16 protein-coding genes and 2 pseudogenes are annotated in these 17044 nt (G+C 58.6%); 12 read left to right on the forward strand and 6 right to left on the reverse strand.

All coding sequences use genetic code 11. The annotated features are described in order from the left end of the window. Positions 1–191: 191 nt before the first annotated feature. Entirely contained in the window at positions 192–662 is a 471-nt protein-coding gene (locus tag AB4Z35_RS28735) for a MaoC family dehydratase (RefSeq protein WP_442100965.1), read from the reverse strand. Positions 663–703: 41 nt separating this feature from the next. Continuing rightward, positions 704–1648 (reverse strand): alpha/beta hydrolase, encoded by a 945-nt coding sequence (locus AB4Z35_RS28740; RefSeq protein ID WP_116261956.1) that lies wholly within the window; start codon positions 1646–1648, stop codon positions 704–706. A 239-nt stretch (positions 1649–1887) separates the two neighbouring features. Here AB4Z35_RS28740 and fadD2 point away from each other — a divergent pair, with 239 nt between their 5' ends. Together fadD2 and fadD1 are read left to right on the forward strand one after the other, a co-directional pair. Continuing rightward, a complete protein-coding gene (gene fadD2, locus AB4Z35_RS28745) occupies positions 1888–3576 on the forward strand; it encodes a long-chain-fatty-acid--CoA ligase FadD2 (RefSeq protein ID WP_442100967.1) in 1689 nt (562 codons plus the stop codon). A 384-nt stretch (positions 3577–3960) separates the two neighbouring features. Next, the gene (fadD1, locus tag AB4Z35_RS28750) at positions 3961–5661 is read left to right on the forward strand and encodes a long-chain-fatty-acid--CoA ligase FadD1 (RefSeq protein WP_442100969.1); all 1701 of its coding nucleotides are present in this window, start codon (positions 3961–3963) and stop codon (positions 5659–5661) included. Positions 5662–5808: 147 nt separating this feature from the next. On the opposite strand, the gene AB4Z35_RS28755 is transcribed toward fadD1, so the two are convergent. After that, the gene (locus tag AB4Z35_RS28755; RefSeq protein WP_007996168.1) at positions 5809–6186 is read right to left on the reverse strand and encodes a hypothetical protein; all 378 of its coding nucleotides are present in this window, start codon (positions 6184–6186) and stop codon (positions 5809–5811) included. 202 nt (positions 6187–6388) lie between these two features. Here AB4Z35_RS28755 and AB4Z35_RS28760 point away from each other — a divergent pair, with 202 nt between their 5' ends. From AB4Z35_RS28760 to def, 3 genes are all read left to right on the forward strand, one after another. Further along, positions 6389–6580 (forward strand): CsbD family protein, encoded by a 192-nt coding sequence (locus AB4Z35_RS28760; protein WP_442100971.1) that lies wholly within the window; start codon positions 6389–6391, stop codon positions 6578–6580. Between the two features lie 177 nt (positions 6581–6757). Then, a complete protein-coding gene (locus tag AB4Z35_RS28765; RefSeq protein WP_442100973.1) occupies positions 6758–7714 on the forward strand; it encodes a YihY/virulence factor BrkB family protein in 957 nt (318 codons plus the stop codon). Between the two features lie 2 nt (positions 7715–7716). After that, complete coding sequence (gene def / locus AB4Z35_RS28770) at positions 7717–8256, forward strand: peptide deformylase (RefSeq protein ID WP_442100975.1); 540 nt, start codon at positions 7717–7719, stop codon at positions 8254–8256. Positions 8257–8387: 131 nt separating this feature from the next. Here the strand turns inward: def and AB4Z35_RS28775 are convergent, their stop codons facing one another. Further along, positions 8388–8804: a GNAT family N-acetyltransferase gene (locus tag AB4Z35_RS28775; RefSeq protein ID WP_442100977.1), complete on the reverse strand. Its 417-nt coding sequence runs from the start codon at positions 8802–8804 to the stop codon at positions 8388–8390. Between the two features lie 329 nt (positions 8805–9133). Between AB4Z35_RS28775 and AB4Z35_RS28780 the strand changes: the two genes are divergently transcribed. From AB4Z35_RS28780 to AB4Z35_RS28805, 6 genes and pseudogenes are all read left to right on the forward strand, one after another. Then, positions 9134–10075: a fatty acid desaturase gene (locus AB4Z35_RS28780; RefSeq protein WP_442100979.1), complete on the forward strand. Its 942-nt coding sequence runs from the start codon at positions 9134–9136 to the stop codon at positions 10073–10075. A 141-nt stretch (positions 10076–10216) separates the two neighbouring features. Continuing rightward, complete coding sequence (locus AB4Z35_RS28785) at positions 10217–11008, forward strand: phosphate/phosphite/phosphonate ABC transporter substrate-binding protein (RefSeq protein ID WP_442100981.1); 792 nt, start codon at positions 10217–10219, stop codon at positions 11006–11008. 239 nt (positions 11009–11247) lie between these two features. Continuing rightward, positions 11248–11796 (forward strand): sigma-70 family RNA polymerase sigma factor, encoded by a 549-nt coding sequence (locus AB4Z35_RS28790; protein ID WP_442100983.1) that lies wholly within the window; start codon positions 11248–11250, stop codon positions 11794–11796. After that, positions 11793–12806 (forward strand): ABC transporter substrate-binding protein, encoded by a 1014-nt coding sequence (locus tag AB4Z35_RS28795; RefSeq protein WP_442100985.1) that lies wholly within the window; start codon positions 11793–11795, stop codon positions 12804–12806. Before AB4Z35_RS28790 ends, AB4Z35_RS28795 begins: the two co-directional genes overlap by 4 nt. A 671-nt stretch (positions 12807–13477) precedes the next feature. Next, a pseudogene (locus tag AB4Z35_RS28800) lies at positions 13478–14149 on the forward strand (PAS domain-containing protein); the annotation flags it as partial. A 129-nt stretch (positions 14150–14278) separates the two neighbouring features. Beyond that, positions 14279–14698, forward strand: a pseudogene (locus tag AB4Z35_RS28805) (methyl-accepting chemotaxis protein); the annotation flags it as partial. A gap of 267 nt (positions 14699–14965) precedes the next feature. Here the strand turns inward: AB4Z35_RS28805 and AB4Z35_RS28810 are convergent. Then, entirely contained in the window at positions 14966–15604 is a 639-nt protein-coding gene (locus tag AB4Z35_RS28810) for a glutathione S-transferase family protein (protein WP_442100987.1), read from the reverse strand. Positions 15605–15771: 167 nt separating this feature from the next. Then, the gene (locus tag AB4Z35_RS28815; RefSeq protein ID WP_442100989.1) at positions 15772–16278 is read right to left on the reverse strand and encodes a hypothetical protein; all 507 of its coding nucleotides are present in this window, start codon (positions 16276–16278) and stop codon (positions 15772–15774) included. Positions 16279–16719: 441 nt separating this feature from the next. Between AB4Z35_RS28815 and AB4Z35_RS28820 the strand changes: the two genes are divergently transcribed. Next, positions 16720–16968, forward strand: coding sequence for a DUF6124 family protein (locus AB4Z35_RS28820; RefSeq protein WP_442100991.1), 249 nt, complete (start codon positions 16720–16722; stop codon positions 16966–16968). The last annotated feature ends 76 nt before the right edge of the window (positions 16969–17044 follow it).

Consider the following 17044-nt stretch of genomic DNA (forward strand, 5'->3'; position numbering starts at 1 on the left):
GCTGCGCAGCAGTCGTAAAATCAGAGTTCGCGGTACGTCAGAGAGATCGTGCAAGCCGGATTTACGACTGCTGCGCAGCCGGACGCAGGCTACGCCAGCTGCTACAGATTGCGTTGTGGCTTAACTCATCGGCATTATCCAGCTAGCTGCGGGGACAGTGGCGAGGGGGCAAGCCCCCTTGCCACAGAGGGTTAGCCGATGCTGATCGCGGGCAGCGTGGTCAATGTCACGCTTTGTTGCTTGCGTGGCGCAAGGATTTCCGCTTCGCCATCCACTACCAGTTCATCGCGCTGGTTGAACACGCGGGTGGCAATGCGCACGCGAAACTTCGGCAGTTTTTCCAGGATTTCCAGGCGCACGGTCAGGGTGTCGCCGATCTTCACCGGCTTTTGAAAGCTCATTTGCTGACCGATGTAGATGGTCCCCGGTCCAGGCAATTCGCAGGCGACCGCTGCGCTGATCRACGCGCCGCTGAACATGCCGTGGGCGATGCGCTCCTTGAACATGGTGCTGGCGGCGTACTCGGCATCCAGGTGCACCGGGTTGTGATCGCCGGACATCGCGGCGAACAACTGGATGTCGCGCTCTTCGACCGTCTTGCTGAAACTGGCGGTCTGGCCGACTTCAAGGGCTTCGTAAGGGGTGTTGGTAACCTGGGTCATCTATCTCAATTCCTGTGACGAATTAAAAAATTCACAAAAAACTATTCGGATCGGTGCGGCCGAGGGGCGCTCAAGGCTTGTGCGATCCAGTTCAGCACATCGGCGATGATTTCATCGCGGTTGCTCTCATTGAACAGTTCGTGCCGCGCCTGCGGGTAAACGGTCAGTTGCAGGTGCTGGCTGCCGGCCGCCCGTAGCGCGCCGGCCAGATCCTTCAGACGTTTGCCTTCGCTCACCGGATCACATTCACCACCAATCACCAGCAGCGGCAGACCCGGATCGATCTGGGCGAGATTGGACGCTTTGCTGATTTGCTGCAAGCCACCGAGCAAATCGATCCACAGTTGATTGGTGCAACGAAAACCGCAGAGCGGGTCGTTAACGTACAGATCGACCTGCGCCGGATCTCGGCTGAGCCAGTCGAACGGCGTGCGTGCCGGTTTGAATTTGTTGTTGAACGAACCGAACGACAGCCATTCGATCAAGGCGCTGCGTCCTTTTTGGCCCTGGCGCAGGCGTTCGATACGGGCGATTTGCCGTGCCGCGCGATAAAGCGCCACGGGCTGGAAGTTCGAACCGCTGAGGATTGCCCCGTGCAGGCTGGCACTGTGGTGCAGCAGATAGGCCTGGGCGATGTAACTGCCCATGCTGTGGCCCAGCAGCACGATCGGTACGCCAGGGTGCTGCTGGCCGATGTGCTGGTTCAGGCAGGCCAGGTCGCTCACGACCTTGCACCAGCCGTCGTCATCGGCGAAATGCCCGAGCGTCCCGTTTTCGGCAGTTTTGCCATGTCCACGCAGGTCCGGCGCACACACGCCATAGCCCTGATCACAGAGTTTTTCCGCAAGGGGGCCATAGCGACCGCTGTGTTCGGCCATGCCGTGGGCCAGCAGAATCATTGCCTTGAGGCTGCCGTCAGGAAGCCACTGGTTGACGAAGAGACGGCTGTGGTCGCTCGTGGTCAGCCAGAAAGTGTCATGGATCATGGCGGTTCCTTTGCACTGAGTCGTTGCATTGTATAGCGCATCCCGTTGCACGCGTCTGATCAGCCCACAGCAAGGCAGGAAGATTCACACGATCAATGACGGCTTTCGGCATATTTGCCTGAATCGCCATAGCTGCTAGTGTCCGTGAAGCTCCGCTTTTCGCTTTCTGCCTTTGAGGGATCAGAGAGAAATGACAGAAAAGTGGCCCCGGATAGATTCAGGTAAAGAGGACAAGAACAATGCAACCTGATTTCTGGAATGACAAACGCCCGGCCGGCGTACCCCTGGATATCGATCTGGGAACCTACAAGTCGGTGATCGAGGTGTTCGAGCGTTCCTGCAAGAAGTTTGCTGACCGCCCCGCGTTCAGCAACATGGGCATCACCCTGACCTATGCCGAACTGGAACGCCACAGCGCCGCCTTCGCCGGTTACCTGCAAGCCCACACCGACCTGGTGCCGGGGGACCGCATCGCGGTGCAGATGCCCAACGTCCTGCATTACCCGATTGCCGTGTTCGGCGCCTTGCGCGCCGGGCTGATCGTGGTCAACACCAACCCGCTGTACACCGCGCGGGAGATGCGTCATCAATTCAAGGACTCCGGTGCCCGGGCGCTGGTGTACCTGAACATGTTCGGCCAGAAAGTCCAGGAAGTGCTGCCTGACACCGACATCCAGTACTTGATCGAAGCGAAGATGGGCGACCTGATGCCGGCCGCCAAGGGGTGGCTGGTCAACACTGTGGTGAGCAAGGTCAAGAAGATGGTCCCGGACTATTCCTTGCCCCAGGCTGTTTCCTTCAAGAGCGCGCTGCGCATGGGGCGGGGCCTGGGAATCAAGCCGCTGAACGTCGGCCTCGACGATATCGCCGTGCTGCAATACACCGGCGGCACCACCGGCCTGGCCAAAGGCGCGATGCTGACCCACGGCAACCTGGTGGCGAACATGCAGCAAGCGCGGGCTTGTCTCAGTCAGCATGGACGTGACGGCCAGCCGTTGTTGCGCGAAGGGCAGGAGGTCATGATCGCGCCGCTGCCGCTGTACCACATCTATGCCTTCACCGCGAACTGCATGTGCATGATGGTGACGGGCAACCACAACGTGCTGATCACCAATCCACGGGACATCGGTGGCTTCATCAAGGAACTGAAGAACTGGCGGTTCTCGGCGTTGCTGGGGCTCAACACGCTGTTCGTCGCGCTGATGGATCACCCAGACTTCAAGATCCTGGATTTCTCCAGCCTCAAGCTCACCAACTCAGGCGGCACTGCGCTGGTCAAGGCCACCGCCGAGCGTTGGGAGCAACTGACCGGTTGCCGCATCACCGAAGGTTACGGCCTGACCGAAACGTCGCCAGTGGCCTGCACCAACCCGTATGGCGACCAGTCGCGGATCGGCACGGTCGGCCTGCCGGTGCCGGGCACCACGCTGAAAGTCATCAGCGATGACGGCGTCGAACAACCTTTGGGCGAACGCGGCGAGTTGTGCATCAAGGGTCCGCAGATCATGAAGGGCTACTGGCAGAAACCCGATGCCACTGCCGAGGTGCTGGATGCCGAAGGCTGGTTCAAGTCCGGTGACATTGCGGTGATCGACCCGGACGGTTTCGTGCGAATCGTTGACCGCAAGAAAGACATGATCATCGTCTCGGGCTTCAACGTGTACCCGAACGAGATCGAAGACGTGGTGATGGCCCACCCGAAAGTCGCCAACTGTGCGGTCATCGGTGTGCCCGACGAGCGGTCGGGGGAGGCGGTGAAGCTGTTCGTGGTGGCCCGCGAAGCGGGTGTCAGCCTTGAAGAGTTGAAGGCTTACTGCAAGGAGAACTTCACGGCGTACAAAGTACCCAAGCACATTGTGCTGCGTGAGTCGTTGCCGATGACGCCGGTGGGCAAGATCCTGCGGCGGGAGTTGCGTGATATCGCCTGATCGCTGAATGGCCGCGCTTTGCGCGGATCGCGGGCAAGCCACGCTCCCACAGGTTCACTGTTGTGCACAAACTATGTGTGCGGCGCGAACCCTGTGGGAGCGGGCTTGCCCGCGATGCTTTTCGGCGAACGCCAAAGCCCCGGTTTTCGTGGGTTTCAGGGCTTTATAGGTTTTTTGCTCTAAAATGACCGCTTGTAAGTCTTGAGTCACAAAAGTGACCGTAGAGGCCGCTTTTGGCTCTAGTCGACCCTTGGCAAAGCTGCTACTCTCGGCGCGCTTTGTGACTTCTCGGCCTTCTATCAGCCAGATTCACCAATGGCCAAACACCAATAATAATCGCATCAAATGCGGTGCTGAATTCGCGTTGCTGAGGAGTGGGCTTCCATGATCGAAGACTTTTGGAAGGATAAGTACCCAGCTGGAATTGCTGCCGACATCAATCCAGATGAGTATCCGAATATTCAGGCAGTGTTGAAGCAATCCTGCCAACGCTTCGCCAACAAGCCGGCATTCAGCAACCTGGGCAAGACACTCACCTACGGTGAACTGTACGAATTGTCCGGTGCGTTTGCCGCTTACCTGCAACAGCATACCGACTTGCAGCCCGGCGATCGAATCGCCGTGCAACTGCCCAACGTGTTGCAGTACCCGGTCGCCGTCTTCGGCGCCATCCGCGCCGGGTTGATCGTGGTCAACACCAACCCGCTGTACACCGCGCGGGAAATGGAACACCAGTTCAACGACTCAGGTGCCAAGGCCCTGGTCTGCCTGGCCAACATGGCGCACCTGGCGGAAATCGTGGTGCCGAAAACCGGCGTCAAGCACGTGATCGTCACCGAAGTCGCCGACCTGCTGCCGCCGCTCAAGCGCCTGCTGATCAACAGCGTCATCAAGTACGTGAAGAAGATGGTGCCGGCCTATCACTTGCCAAAAGCCGTCAAGTTCAATGACGTGCTGAGCAAAGGCCTGGGCCAGCCAGTGGCGGAAGCCAACCCGGCCAGCGGTGATGTCGCAGTGCTGCAATACACCGGTGGCACCACCGGCGTGGCCAAGGGCGCGATGCTGACCCACCGCAACCTGGTGGCGAACATGTTGCAGTGCAAGGCGCTGATGGGTTCCAACCTGAATGAAGGTTGCGAGATCCTGATCACACCGCTGCCGCTGTACCACATCTATGCGTTCACTTTTCACTGCATGGCGATGATGCTGATCGGCAACCACAACATCCTGATCAGTAACCCGCGTGACCTGCCGGCGATGGTCAAGGAACTGTCGAAGTGGAAGTTCAGCGGCTTCGTCGGTTTGAACACACTGTTCGTGGCCCTGTGCAACAACGAAGGCTTCCGCAAGCTGGACTTCTCCGCGCTGAAAGTCACCTTGTCGGGCGGCATGGCCCTGCAACTGGCCGCGGCCGAACGCTGGAAGGCAGTCACCGGTTGCGCCATCTGCGAGGGCTACGGCATGACCGAAACCAGCCCTGTGGCCACGGTCAACCCGATCCAGAACATCCAGGTCGGCACAATCGGCATTCCGGTGCCGTCGACCCTGTGCAAAGTCATCAACGATGCCGGTGTCGAACAACCGATGGGCGAAATCGGCGAGCTGTGCGTGAAGGGCCCGCAGGTCATGAAGGGTTACTGGCAGCGCCAGGAAGCCACCGATGAAATCCTCGACAGCGAAGGCTGGCTGAAGACCGGTGACATCGCGCTGATCCAGCCCGATGGCTACATGCGCATTGTCGATCGCAAGAAAGACATGATCCTGGTTTCCGGTTTCAACGTGTACCCGAACGAGCTCGAAGATGTGCTGGCCACCTTGCCGGGCGTGCTGCAATGCGCGGCCATCGGTGTACCGGACGAGAAGTCGGGCGAGGCGATCAAGATTTTCATCGTCGCCAAGCCGGGCGTGACCCTGACCAAGGAACAGGTGATGGAGCACATGCGTGCCAACGTCACCGGCTACAAGGTCCCGCGTTCCGTGGAGTTCCGCGATGCACTGCCGACCACCAACGTCGGCAAGATCCTGCGTCGTGAATTGCGCGATGAAGAGCTGAAGAAGATCAACGCGAAAAAAACCACCGCGTAATCAACAAAAAGCCCCGCTGATGCGGGGCTTTTTGCATCTGTAGGAGCGAGCTTGCTCGCGATGGTCGTTAACGATAACGCGTGTTTACTGGTTAAACGCAGCGCTCTTGAATCCATCGTCGGAACGCCGCCCGGAGCAAGCTCGCTCCTACAAGCGAAACGGCGCGAAGTTGACGTTGGTGCCAGCCGGGCGCATGTCTTGCAGGTACGAGTCCTTGTCGGCGCTCAGTTCCAGGCTCAGGGCGGCCTTGCGTTTGCCCTGGTTGCGCACCACCAGGCCTTCGAGCTTCTCGCGCAGGAACACGGTCGGCACTTTCAGGTGCAGCAACTCGTCGGTGTCCGGCGTGTGCATCAGCAGGTGGATCCACTCGTACTGACCCACGGCCAGGCGCGCTACCGGGATGTCGAACCACCAGATATTGCGGTTGCGGTTCAATTCGGTGAAGTGGCAGTTGTTGACGCCAAGCACAGCACCGCCGAGTTCCTGGTTTCTGCGGGCAATGGCCTGCTTTTTATCGAGTTTCATAACGTTCCTACGGGATTGGATCTTCAGCGCCATGGCCTGAATGTGTTGCGCATTCTCAGGGGTTGCCGGGCAAACATAAAGCGCAACCTGCACTGAACGATGAAATGTCGTGGTGAAAATAAATGAAACTCCCTGCAAAAGCCCCCGGTCAACCTTGTGTAACGACATTTCCTCCCATTGAAATGTTCACTGGAGAATCACCATGAGCAGCACAAGCGATAAAGTCAAAGGCATGGCCAACGAAGCCGCTGGCAACATCAAGCAAGGTGTCGGCAAGGTCACCGGCAACGATAAAATGCGTGCCGAAGGCGTGATGCAGGAAAAGAAAGGCGAGGTCCAGCAAGCGGTCGGCAAGGTCAAGGATGCGCTCAAGAAAGGCATCGACAAGGCGTGATCCGACCTTTCATTAAAACAGGACGCGGCCATCTTCAGATGGCCGTTTTTGTGTCAGCCTGAACTTGCACTCTGAAATTGTTTCAAAGTCGCCAACTGGGCTACCTTGATGAAAGAAAACGGCCCCTGAGTCGCCACGACTTCAACCCAAATGCGTATGCGGCGAATGGAGACGCTAATGATTTTTCCGGACATGAGAGGCTTGCCCCTGCACCGTGTGATGATGCGCACGGTCACCGAGTTCATTGCCGACGAGATGTCGACCTATGCCTCGGCGCTGGCCTATCAAATGCTGTTTTCGCTGTTTCCGTTCATCCTGTTCCTGATTGCCCTGATCGGCTTCCTGCATCTGCCCGATTTCTTCTCCTGGCTGCGCCTGCAATCAGAACTGGTATTGCCGCCCCAGGCACTGGAACAGGTCAACCCGGTGATCGACCAGTTGCAGCAATCCAAGGGCGGCTTGCTGTCGGTGGGTATCGTGATTGCGCTGTATACCGCCTCCGCCGGTGTGCGGCTGATGATGAGCGCGATGAATGCTGCCTACGACGTGGTTGAAGGGCGCCCGCTGTGGAAACGCTTTCCGTTGTCGATCATCTACACCGTCGGCATTGCCGGCATGCTGCTGATCGCCGCCGCGCTGATGGTGCTCGGGCCGCAGGTGATGGAGTGGATCGCCGCGCAAGTCGGCCTTGAGTACTTTATCGTCACGCTCTGGACCATCGCGCGCTGGCCGGTGATCGTGATTCTGATGATGGTCGCGGTGGCGTTGATCTACTACGTCATGCCCGACGTCAAACAGGAATTTCGCTTCATCACCCCTGGCTCGGTGCTGGCGGTGGTGGTGTGGATCATCGCGTCCCTGGGCTTCGGTTTGTACGTCAAAGAGATCGCCAACTACAACGCCATGTATGGCAGTATCGGCGCGATCATTGTGCTATTGCTGTACTTCTACATTTCCGCTGCGGTGTTGTTGCTCGGTGCCGAAATGAATGCGGTGATCGAACATATGTCGCGAGAGGGCAAGGACCCAGGGGAAAAAGTCCCCGGTGAACATGGTCCCGGCCACGAAGAAAAACACCACGTGTCGGGACTGGGCCGCGATCATTCGCTCAAACCGACCACTGACGAAGCCTGATCATGATTCGTGAAATTCTGAAAATGGGCGATGAGCGCCTGCTGCGCATTGCCCCGCCGGTGCCGGCCGAGATGTTCGACAGCCCCGAGCTGTGGCAACTGATCGATGACATGTTCCAGACCATGGAAAGTGTGGGGGGCGTTGGCCTGGCTGCTCCGCAGATCGGCGTCGACCTGCAACTGGTGATCTTCGGTTTCGAGCACAGCGAGCGTTATCCGGATGCCGAAGCCGTGCCGCAGACAATCCTGATCAACCCGTTGATCACACCGCTGAGCCCGACCCTGGAAGAGGGTTTCGAAGGTTGTTTGTCCGTGCCCGGCCTGCGCGGCGCGGTGCAGCGTTACCAGCACATTCGCTACGAAGGCGTCGACCCCAAGGGCGAGCCCATCGTGCGGATTGCTTCGGGCTTCCACGCACGGGTGGTGCAGCATGAGTGCGATCACCTGATCGGCCGCTTGTACCCTTCGCGCATTACCGACTTCAGCAAGTTTGGCTTCACCGAAGTGATGTTCCCGGACCTGGATCCCAACGCGGACGATTAAATCGCCGCAAAACCCTGTGGGAGCGAGCTTGCTCGCGATGGCGGTGTATCAGTCGCCAACAATGTTGACTGACCGGGCCTCATCGCGAGCAAGCTCGCTCCCACATTGGATCTCCAACAGGGTTGAGTAAGTTAAACGCCTGGCTCCAACCCCATCGCAATCATCGGCTTGCTGCGCGCATAACGGCTCAAGCGTTCGACCATTGCGTAAGGCATCGGTGGATCGAAAGTGAACCCGCGTCGCTCATAAAACCCGCGCAAGTCCGGATGACAGAACAACCACACCGGCAGTTGGCAATCCTTCACCGCGGCCGCAATCAACCCGGCGGCAAGCCCTTGTTCGCGACACCCCGGATCGACAAACAACCCGGTCAGCCAATGCCCGCCGGACACCGGACGCAAACACAGCGCGGCAACAATCTGGTCGCGCCGGGCCACCCACAGCTGCGCGTCGCGCACGGCTTTCATCGACGATTGGTGAGCGCGATAGAACTTGTTCATCAACGGCCATAACGGCTCGTCGAGCAGGGTGAAATGGGTATCGGGCATGGTCTCGGACTGTCGGTATGCAAAGCGGGCGATTATAAAAGAACACGCGCGCCGGGATAGGTGTATACCTGATCTCACATCCCCATGAGTGGAGTACGCATCATGTCCAAAGGTATGGATTCAAAGAAAGCAGACAAGAAAAAGCCGGCGAAAACCGCTATTGAAAAGCGCGCCGACAAGAAAGCCAAAAAGGTCAATGTGTTCGGGCATTGAGCCTGCGCTGACCGATCGCTCCCGCGCAATGCGGGAGCGATCACATTGAAAATAATCTGCAAGAAATCCGGGCGTCGTTGCACAGAAGAGGATTGGTCCCCGATCTGAGCAATGCCATGCCCCATTACTTTGATAGCGCCCACCAACAAGAAATCGAAACCCTGCGCCGACGCTTCACCGCGCGCACCGAATGGCCGACCTGGTTGCTGCTGATCGGTGTGTATGGCGGCTGGTTTGGCATCGTGTTGGCCAGCCATCGGTTGGGTTTGTGGTGGAGCACGCTGTTGCTGATTCCATTGTTGGTGCTGTGGTTATCCGTGCAGCACGAACTGCTGCACGGTCATCCGACCCGCTGGCCGCTGTTGAATAAAATCCTCGGCTACGCGCCGTTTGCCGTCTGGTATCCCTACACCTTGTATCGCGACAGCCATTTGCTGCATCACCGCGATGAGGACCTGACCATCCCCGGTCGCGATCCGGAAAGCCGTTACCTGAGCGCCGAGCAGTGGCGGGGCAGTTCGTTGTTCGAACAAGGCCTGCACTGGTTGAACAAAACCGTGCTCGGGCGCTTTCTGCTCGGTGCGCCAATCGCTTTGCTGACGCTGGCCCGGGAAGAACTGCAGCGCCTGAAAAGCGGCGAGCGCCAGGCCTGGTTGATGTGGCTCAGCCATGGCGCCTTGACCCTGTTGATGCTGCTGTTCATCGCGCGCTACAGCGTGTTGCCGGTATGGCATTACCTGTTTCTGATCAGTGTGCCGGCGCTGTCGATTGCCATGATTCGCTCCTACTATGAACATCGGCCTCACGCGGCGCCGGAGCAACGCACCGTGCTCAATGAAGCGGCGTGGCCGTGGCGCTGGCTGTTCCTGAACCTCAATTTTCATCTGGTGCATCACGAGTTGCCGGGGTTGCCCTGGTACGACTTGCCCCGAGCTTACCGGACCCGCCGCGCGCAATGGCTGGCGCGCAGTGGTGGATTTCTGGTGCGGGGTTATGGGCAGCTGTGGCGTGAACATGGAGTGAAGGCCATCGACAGCCCGAGGCATCCGTTTTACTGATCCGTGGATCACCTCCAAACCCTGTGGGAGCGGGCTTGCTCGCGAAAGCGTCGTCTCCGCCAACATCAATGTTGAATGACGCACCGCATTCGCGAGCAAGCCCGCTCCCACAGGGGATTTTCGTTACACGGGACTATTTCGATGACCCAACACATCGCCGAACTACTGATGTACGTCGCACCCGAACCCATCCACCAGGCCAACGAACGCTGGCTGGCGCGAATCCTCGAGCACCTGGGCGAAACCCGCGGCGATGCCGAAGGCCTGTCACTGATGGACCTGTGGCTGTCGCCGCACTTGCTGCTCACACAAACCTGCGGTTATCCGCTGATGACGGCATTGCGCGGCAAGGTCCGGGTGCTGGGGCGGCCGCGTTATGAACTGCCGGACAGCAGCGGCGGCAATCATTGCAGCCTGATTCTGGGGCGTATTGATGATGCACGGCGAACCCTGGCGGATTTTCGCGGCAGCCGAGGCGTGATCAATAGCCATGACTCCAACAGCGGCATGAACCTGCTGCGCCACCGGTTGGCACCATTGCAACGTGACGGGCAGTTTTTTGCGCAGGTCGGAATCAGCGGTAGCCATCGAGAAAGCCTGCGCTGGCTGCGCGAAGACCTTGCCGATCTGGCGGCCATCGACAGCGTGACATTTGCCTGTCTGGCCCGATACGCCGAGGAGGAAGTGGCCGGTTTGCGCGTGATTGCTCGCAGTGCATTGAGTCCGACGTTGCCCTACATCACGGCAGCCACCGTCAGCGATCAGCAGGCTGAAGGGCTATTGCAGGCGATGAATCAGGCGTTGCGCGAATTGCCTGACGTCGCCGAAATCCTCGGGTTGCCAGAGGTGCTGTCGGCTAGCGAAAGCGACTATCAGGTTGTGCTCGATTATCAGCTTGAGGCCGAGATGCTGGGGTATGGAGATTTGCGATAGGGTGCAAATGTTGGGTCGACAGGTCCATTTTTCGCGGGCAAGCCACGCTCCCACAGGTACACCGAAACCCTGTGGGAGCGGGCTTGCCCGCGATGACGGACTGTCAGGCGCAAGTGATCTTTAATTCTTTATAGGAATATAAAAATAAGTTTTAAGTATTATTAAAGAATAAGGCTCCTTGCTAGGATTCGCCTCACCGGACCACCGGACATTCAGCGACCCCTAACCCAGGAGCCCCTATGTCCGGCGCCGATATTCTTCATCGCAAACACGTGGACGGATTGTTCCGCGCTCACTACCACTGGCTCTGCACACGCCTGCGTCAGTCTCTGAACGATGCCGCCGGTGTCGAAGACATTGCCTGCGAAACCTTCGTGCAATTGCTCGAAGCCCCTGGCCTGACGGCCATCCGTGAACCTCGTGCCTTGCTCACCACCATCGCCCGGCGCCTGCTCTATCAGCGTTGGCGTCGAGGTGATCTGGAGCGCCGGCATCTTCAGCAGCTGCAACAGGCCGAGCCGATCCACGCCGAATCGCCGGAAAAACTGGCTCAGTTGTCCCAGACCCTGAGCCGTGTGGATCACAGTCTTCAGCGGCTGCCAGGCAAAGTTCGCTCGACCTTCCTGCTGTCGCGGATCGACGGCCTGACCTACCCGCAAATTGCCGCTGCGCTGGGCATCTCGCTGCGTTCGGTCAGCGACTACATGACCCGTTCCCAGGCCCTGTGCGACCGGCACAGCGCAAATCAATCCCTGAACAGCCCACTCCAGAACCAGAGGTCCGCATGAGATCGATCAAAACCCTGCTCGGCAGTTCGCTGCTGGCCCTGAGCCTGTTGTCCCATCCGGCATCGGCTACGGAAAAAGCGGCACCTATCCACTTTGGCGACATCACCTGGGAAAGCGGCAGCCTCATCACCGAAATCCTGCGTCTGATCGTTGAAAAAGGTTACGGCTACCCGACTGACACGCTGCCGGGCAGCACCGTCAGCCTTGAAGCGGCGCTGGCCAAAAACGATATCCAGGTCATCGGTGAAGAGTGGGCCGGGCGCAGTCCGGCGTGGGTCAAGGCTGCGGCGGAGGGCAAGGTGTTCGGCCTTGGGGATACGGTCAAAGGCGCCACCGAAGGTTGGTGGGTGCCGGAGTACGTGATCAAGGGCGATGCCGAACGCGGCATCAAGCCCTTGGCCCCGGAGTTGAAATCCGTCGCTGATCTGGCGAAGTACAAGGACGTGTTCCGCGACCCGGAAGACCCGAGCCGCGGACGCTTCCTCAACAGTCCGACCGGCTGGACCTCGGAAATCGTCAACAGCCAGAAACTCAAGGCCTATGACCTGACCGCCAGCTACGTCAACTTCCGCACGGGGTCCGGTGCCGCACTGGATGCCGAGGTGGCGTCGTCGATCCGCCGTGGCAAACCGGTGCTGTTCTACTACTGGTCGCCGACACCGCTACTGGGGCGTTTCAAACTGGTGAAACTCGACGAACCGCCGTTCGATGCCGCAGCCTGGAAAACCCTGGCCGACGCCAACAACCCGAACCCCAAAGGCACGCGCTCGATGCCGGCCAGCCTGGCCATTGGCGTATCGGCACCGTTCAAGGTGCAGTACCCGGATCTGGTGACGTTCTTTGAAAAGGTCGACCTGCCGATTGATCTGTTGAACCAGACCTTGGGCCAGATGAGTGAAAAGCGGCAGAAACCCCGTGAGGTCGCCGAAGCGTTTTTGCGTGAACAGCCGCAGGTGTGGAAGGGCTGGGTGCCGGGGGAGGTGGCCTCCAGGGTGAGTGCCAGCTTGTAGTTTTGTGGTGTCTGGAAGGTAGCCATCGCGAGCAAGCTCGCTCCCACATTGGATCTGTTGTGCCCACAAAACCCGTGGTCAGCAGAGATCCCCTGTGGGAGCGAGCTTGCTCGCGATGCGATTTGAAGTCTTACGCCAATTCGGCAGCCAACGCCGCTTTCACCGCCGGCCGCTGAATCGATTTTGTCCTCAATGCTGGCATACTAGTGGCCTTGCAAACCCAAGGTGGCTGTCTATTATCAGCTGTAACTAACTATGTCGACCGTGATGGGGCGGTCGAAGTCTTGGCGAAAGAGTGCGCAATCGAAGGCACCGACACTTGATGACAGGGAACCGTGCGCTAAATGGACTTTGATTTGAATCTGTTAGGGCTGGCCCGCATGCGGGCTATCAAGAGAAGGATGTCTTGATGAGAGTGCCGATTTAGGACCCCTCCGATTGATCATCATTTATCACCTGACGAGTCCTTCTTTTTGGAGGGATGTGTGCGCCTGTTCCATGGAACGTAGTGGTGGATGTGAAAGACCTGCAACTTTCATCAATCAAAAAACCGCACAGAAGGTGATGCAACAATGTTCAACCTACATCACAAGGCTGACCTGCTGGAAATCGAACGATTCAGTTGTGCGCTGACCGAGGCCAACTCTAAGCTGGCGGCGATCAGTCGTTCGATGGCGATGATTGAATTCACCCCGGACGGCATCGTCATCGATGCCAACGAAAATTTTTGCAATGCCATGGGCTACAACGCCGACGAGGTGCGCGGCAAGCATCACCGGATCTTTTGTGAAGAGCAGTTTTACCGCAGCGACGACTACACCAAACTGTGGCGCGACCTGGCGCGGGGCGAGTCGCTGAGCGGGACCTTTTTGCGCTTGCACAAAAGCGGCCGGGAGATCTGGCTCGAAGCCAGCTACATGCCGGTGCTGGGCCCCGATCGGCAAGTCAAGAGCGTGATCAAGGTCGCTACCGACATCACCGCCCGGGTCAACAAGGAGCACGAAAACGAAAGCAGGCTCGCCGCGATAGGCCGCTCCATGGCGGTGATCGAGTTCACTCCCGATGGCAAGGTCATCAGCGCCAACGACAACTTCCTGAAAACCATGCATTACTCGCTCAACGAGGTGCTCGGCCAGCATCACAGCCTGTTCTGCCACCGGGCCGAAGCCGAGTCCCAGGGCTACAGGAATTTCTGGGCCTCGCTCAATCGTGGCGAGTACCACTCTCACCGTTTCGAGCGCAGGAACAAGCAAGGTCAGACGGTATTCCTGGAAGCGTCCTACAACCCGCTGTTCGACGCCAAGGGGCGTTTGTACAAAGTGGTCAAGTTTGCCAGCGACATCACTCACCAGATGACCACCCTGCAAACCGCCGCTGAATCTGCCCACAGCACCTCGGTGCAAAACGACGCCTGTGCGCGCAAAGGTTCCGAGGTGGTGCAGCAGACCGTGCAGATTATCCAGGACATTTCCCGGGACCTGAATGAAGCGGCACTGAGCATCGATGCCGTGAGCAAACAGTCCGACATCATCGGCACCATCGTGCAGACCATTCGCGGCATTGCCGATCAGACCAACCTGCTGGCGCTCAACGCGGCGATTGAAGCGGCACGGGCCGGTGAGCATGGGCGCGGGTTTGCCGTGGTGGCCGATGAAGTGCGCAGCCTCGCGGCGCGTACCAGTCAGGCGACGCTGGAGATTGTCGAGGTGGTGCGCAAGAACCACGATTTGTCACTCAGCGCGGTGTCGAGCATGCAATCGAGTCTGAGTCGTACCGGGCTCGGGGTTGAGTTGGCGAACGAGGCGGGGGAGGTGATCCTGGAAATCCAGCAGGGCTCGCGCCACGTGGTGGATGCGATCAGTCAGTTCAACTCGACGTTGCAACTGAACTAGTCGTGACAAATGAAAACGCGTCCCGGTAGAGGGTATCTGTAGCAGCTGCCGAGCCCGCGAGGCTGCGTTCGGCTGCGAAGCAGCCGTGAGTCCAGCTGACGCGGCCTGCCTGACGTACTGCGATTACCGGTTTTACGACTGCTTCGCAGCCGAACGCAGCCTCGCGGGCTCGGCAGCTGCTACAAAGGGTGTCGCGGCTGAAATTGTTTAACTGACTGGCATTCGGGAGCCTTTTTCATTGTGTGGCGGTTAGTGCGAGGCGGCCATTCAAGGCAAGCCGTTGCAGCAATGCTTCAGGAAGCCGGGGTGTTGCGCCAGGCGTTTGAAGTACTCATCGACGGCGGGGTAGTCCGGACGCTCGATCGGGGTCATCAGCCAGCGGTTGACCGAGAGGCCGATGACGATGTCGGCCAGGGTAAACCGCGGTCCGGCGACATAGGCCTTGGTGGTTGCGAGTTGATGTTCGAGGATGCCCATTTTCTGGTTCCAGCCGCGGATGCCGACTTCAAGGCTATGCGGGTCCTGGAATTCCGGGTCCTTGCGCACCAGTGCCATGAACGGGTATCTCCAGGACGGATTGAGCTCGGTGGCTTGCCAATCCATCCACTGCTCCACCCGAGCGCGGGCGACAGGTTCAGTAGGCAGCAGCTCGGTATGATGGTGATGGTGTTTGCCGACCAGATAGCGGCAGATGGTATTGGACTCCCATAACACCCCGGCTTCATCGATGATCACCGGCACCTGCGCGTTGGGATTGAACCGGAGGAACTCCGGGCTGTGGGTCGAGGCAAAGCCGCTGCCCCAGTCCTCGCGCTCGTAGGTTATGCCCAGTTCCTCGCAGGTCCACAGAACCTTGCGGACGTTGATCGACGAGGCTTTACCCAGAATTTTCAGTGTGTGTTCCATTGAGCTACTCCGTTAGCGAATTGATGCGCTACGGGAATCTAACAGTGTGCCTGCCACAGGGCGACATACGTTGCTCTAAAAGGTTAGTTGAAATCCGCTCGCCTGGACGCCTTGATCGTTCCCACGCTCCTCGTGGTAATGCCTCGACGGAGGCTCTTGATTGGGCTTCAGGCACTTGGCCGAGTCTGGTTGGCCGGCAACAGGTCGGTCCAGATCGGGGTCGAACAGGCACTGGGGATTTGCTGATTGAGAACAGGTTGCCTGAGGATCCATCCCTGAAGCCGTTGGTCGATGTACACCGGAGTTGGTTCAATGCACTCACCCTTGGGCGCCACTCTGGCTTGATCCACTGACACAAATAGCGGTCCGGGCAGATCAAACACCGTTCGGGACTCGCTTGCAACACCCGTTTCCTTGGGGGCGAAACAGCTATTTCTGCGTCCGCTCAGGTCGGTTGTCATGACCCCGACTTCTTCCAGGTTCGCATGCCAAACGTTCATGACAACGGCTGGCCCCTCGGCTTTCGGGTGAGCGGCCAGGCAACTTTTGATTGCCGGCATGAAACGAGGATCGCTCAGAAACTGCGTCCAGTCGTTCGGCTCCGAGGCTTGTGCCTGAATCGTTTGGCCGAGCAAGAGGGTCAGCACGCCGGTCAGGAAAATCGCTTTACGCATAGGAATATCCGCGAGAAAAAGTCTGCGGATTCTGCACTCGACACTCGGGTCGCGGAGGGTAAAAGATGTTTCGAAATGCGGATAAACAGTCCCGGAATGCTGTGTAGGAATGGTCTGAAGGTAATCGGCTTCGGATGAACTCCACAGATTACGGTTTCTTGCACCCTTGCCTACAACTACGCCAGAATCCGCCGACTTGTGCGCCTGGTATCCGGACCCTATCGTTCCGTGTCGCTGCAAATTCAGCGATCGGGTTTCGCAGCCCGGGTATCTCTAGACGCATAGCGTCCACTGTTCGTGATCAATTCACGTTATGGCGGCTGTGCGTGGGAGACCTTCGGGTCTACCGGGTTCTAGAGTCCCGGTCTGCGACCCGCGTACAGCTGCCACCCTTCGTATCGCAGCGAGACTTGGCAGCTCCATTACTCTAGGAGCATCACCATGTTCAAACCCACGGCCAACCCCCCACGCAATCCCAGCCCGATGTTCTCCATCTCGCCCGGCATCAATAACGAAACGCTGTTGGCGCACGCCTGCGAGTCGCTGGCCTCGGCGAGCGTCATGACCAATGACTTTGCTACGTTTCTGGAAGGCAGCCAGCGCAACACGGCATTGGCGATCGCACAGATCATCATGCTGGCCGAACTGGCGGTGAATCGGGTGCTGGATAACCTCGATCCGCAGGATTAATCGCGGAACCTGTAACGAAACGCGGTCTGTAGCAGCTGGCGAAGCCTGCGTTCGGCTGCGAAGCAGTCGTAAAATC

Source organism: Pseudomonas sp. KB_15 (assembly GCF_052114525.1).
In the GTDB taxonomy this organism is placed as follows: domain Bacteria; phylum Pseudomonadota; class Gammaproteobacteria; order Pseudomonadales; family Pseudomonadaceae; genus Aquipseudomonas.

What these genes read in the sequence shown, in the direction of transcription:
- AB4Z35_RS28740 (WP_116261956.1), bottom strand. Translation starts at nt 1,648, where the DNA reads ATGATCCATGACACTTTCTGGCTGACCACGAGCGACCACAGCCGTCTC.
- fadD2 (WP_442100967.1), top strand. Translation starts at nt 1,888, where the DNA reads ATGCAACCTGATTTCTGGAATGACAAACGCCCGGCCGGCGTACCCCTG.
- fadD1 (WP_442100969.1), top strand. Translation starts at nt 3,961, where the DNA reads ATGATCGAAGACTTTTGGAAGGATAAGTACCCAGCTGGAATTGCTGCC.
- AB4Z35_RS28755 (WP_007996168.1), bottom strand. Translation starts at nt 6,186, where the DNA reads ATGAAACTCGATAAAAAGCAGGCCATTGCCCGCAGAAACCAGGAACTC.
- AB4Z35_RS28760 (WP_442100971.1), top strand. Translation starts at nt 6,389, where the DNA reads ATGAGCAGCACAAGCGATAAAGTCAAAGGCATGGCCAACGAAGCCGCT.
- AB4Z35_RS28765 (WP_442100973.1), top strand. Translation starts at nt 6,758, where the DNA reads ATGATTTTTCCGGACATGAGAGGCTTGCCCCTGCACCGTGTGATGATG.
- def (WP_442100975.1), top strand. Translation starts at nt 7,717, where the DNA reads ATGATTCGTGAAATTCTGAAAATGGGCGATGAGCGCCTGCTGCGCATT.
- AB4Z35_RS28775 (WP_442100977.1), bottom strand. Translation starts at nt 8,804, where the DNA reads ATGCCCGATACCCATTTCACCCTGCTCGACGAGCCGTTATGGCCGTTG.
- AB4Z35_RS28780 (WP_442100979.1), top strand. Translation starts at nt 9,134, where the DNA reads ATGCCCCATTACTTTGATAGCGCCCACCAACAAGAAATCGAAACCCTG.
- AB4Z35_RS28785 (WP_442100981.1), top strand. Translation starts at nt 10,217, where the DNA reads ATGACCCAACACATCGCCGAACTACTGATGTACGTCGCACCCGAACCC.
- AB4Z35_RS28790 (WP_442100983.1), top strand. Translation starts at nt 11,248, where the DNA reads ATGTCCGGCGCCGATATTCTTCATCGCAAACACGTGGACGGATTGTTC.
- AB4Z35_RS28795 (WP_442100985.1), top strand. Translation starts at nt 11,793, where the DNA reads ATGAGATCGATCAAAACCCTGCTCGGCAGTTCGCTGCTGGCCCTGAGC.
- AB4Z35_RS28810 (WP_442100987.1), bottom strand. Translation starts at nt 15,604, where the DNA reads ATGGAACACACACTGAAAATTCTGGGTAAAGCCTCGTCGATCAACGTC.
- AB4Z35_RS28815 (WP_442100989.1), bottom strand. Translation starts at nt 16,278, where the DNA reads ATGCGTAAAGCGATTTTCCTGACCGGCGTGCTGACCCTCTTGCTCGGC.
- AB4Z35_RS28820 (WP_442100991.1), top strand. Translation starts at nt 16,720, where the DNA reads ATGTTCAAACCCACGGCCAACCCCCCACGCAATCCCAGCCCGATGTTC.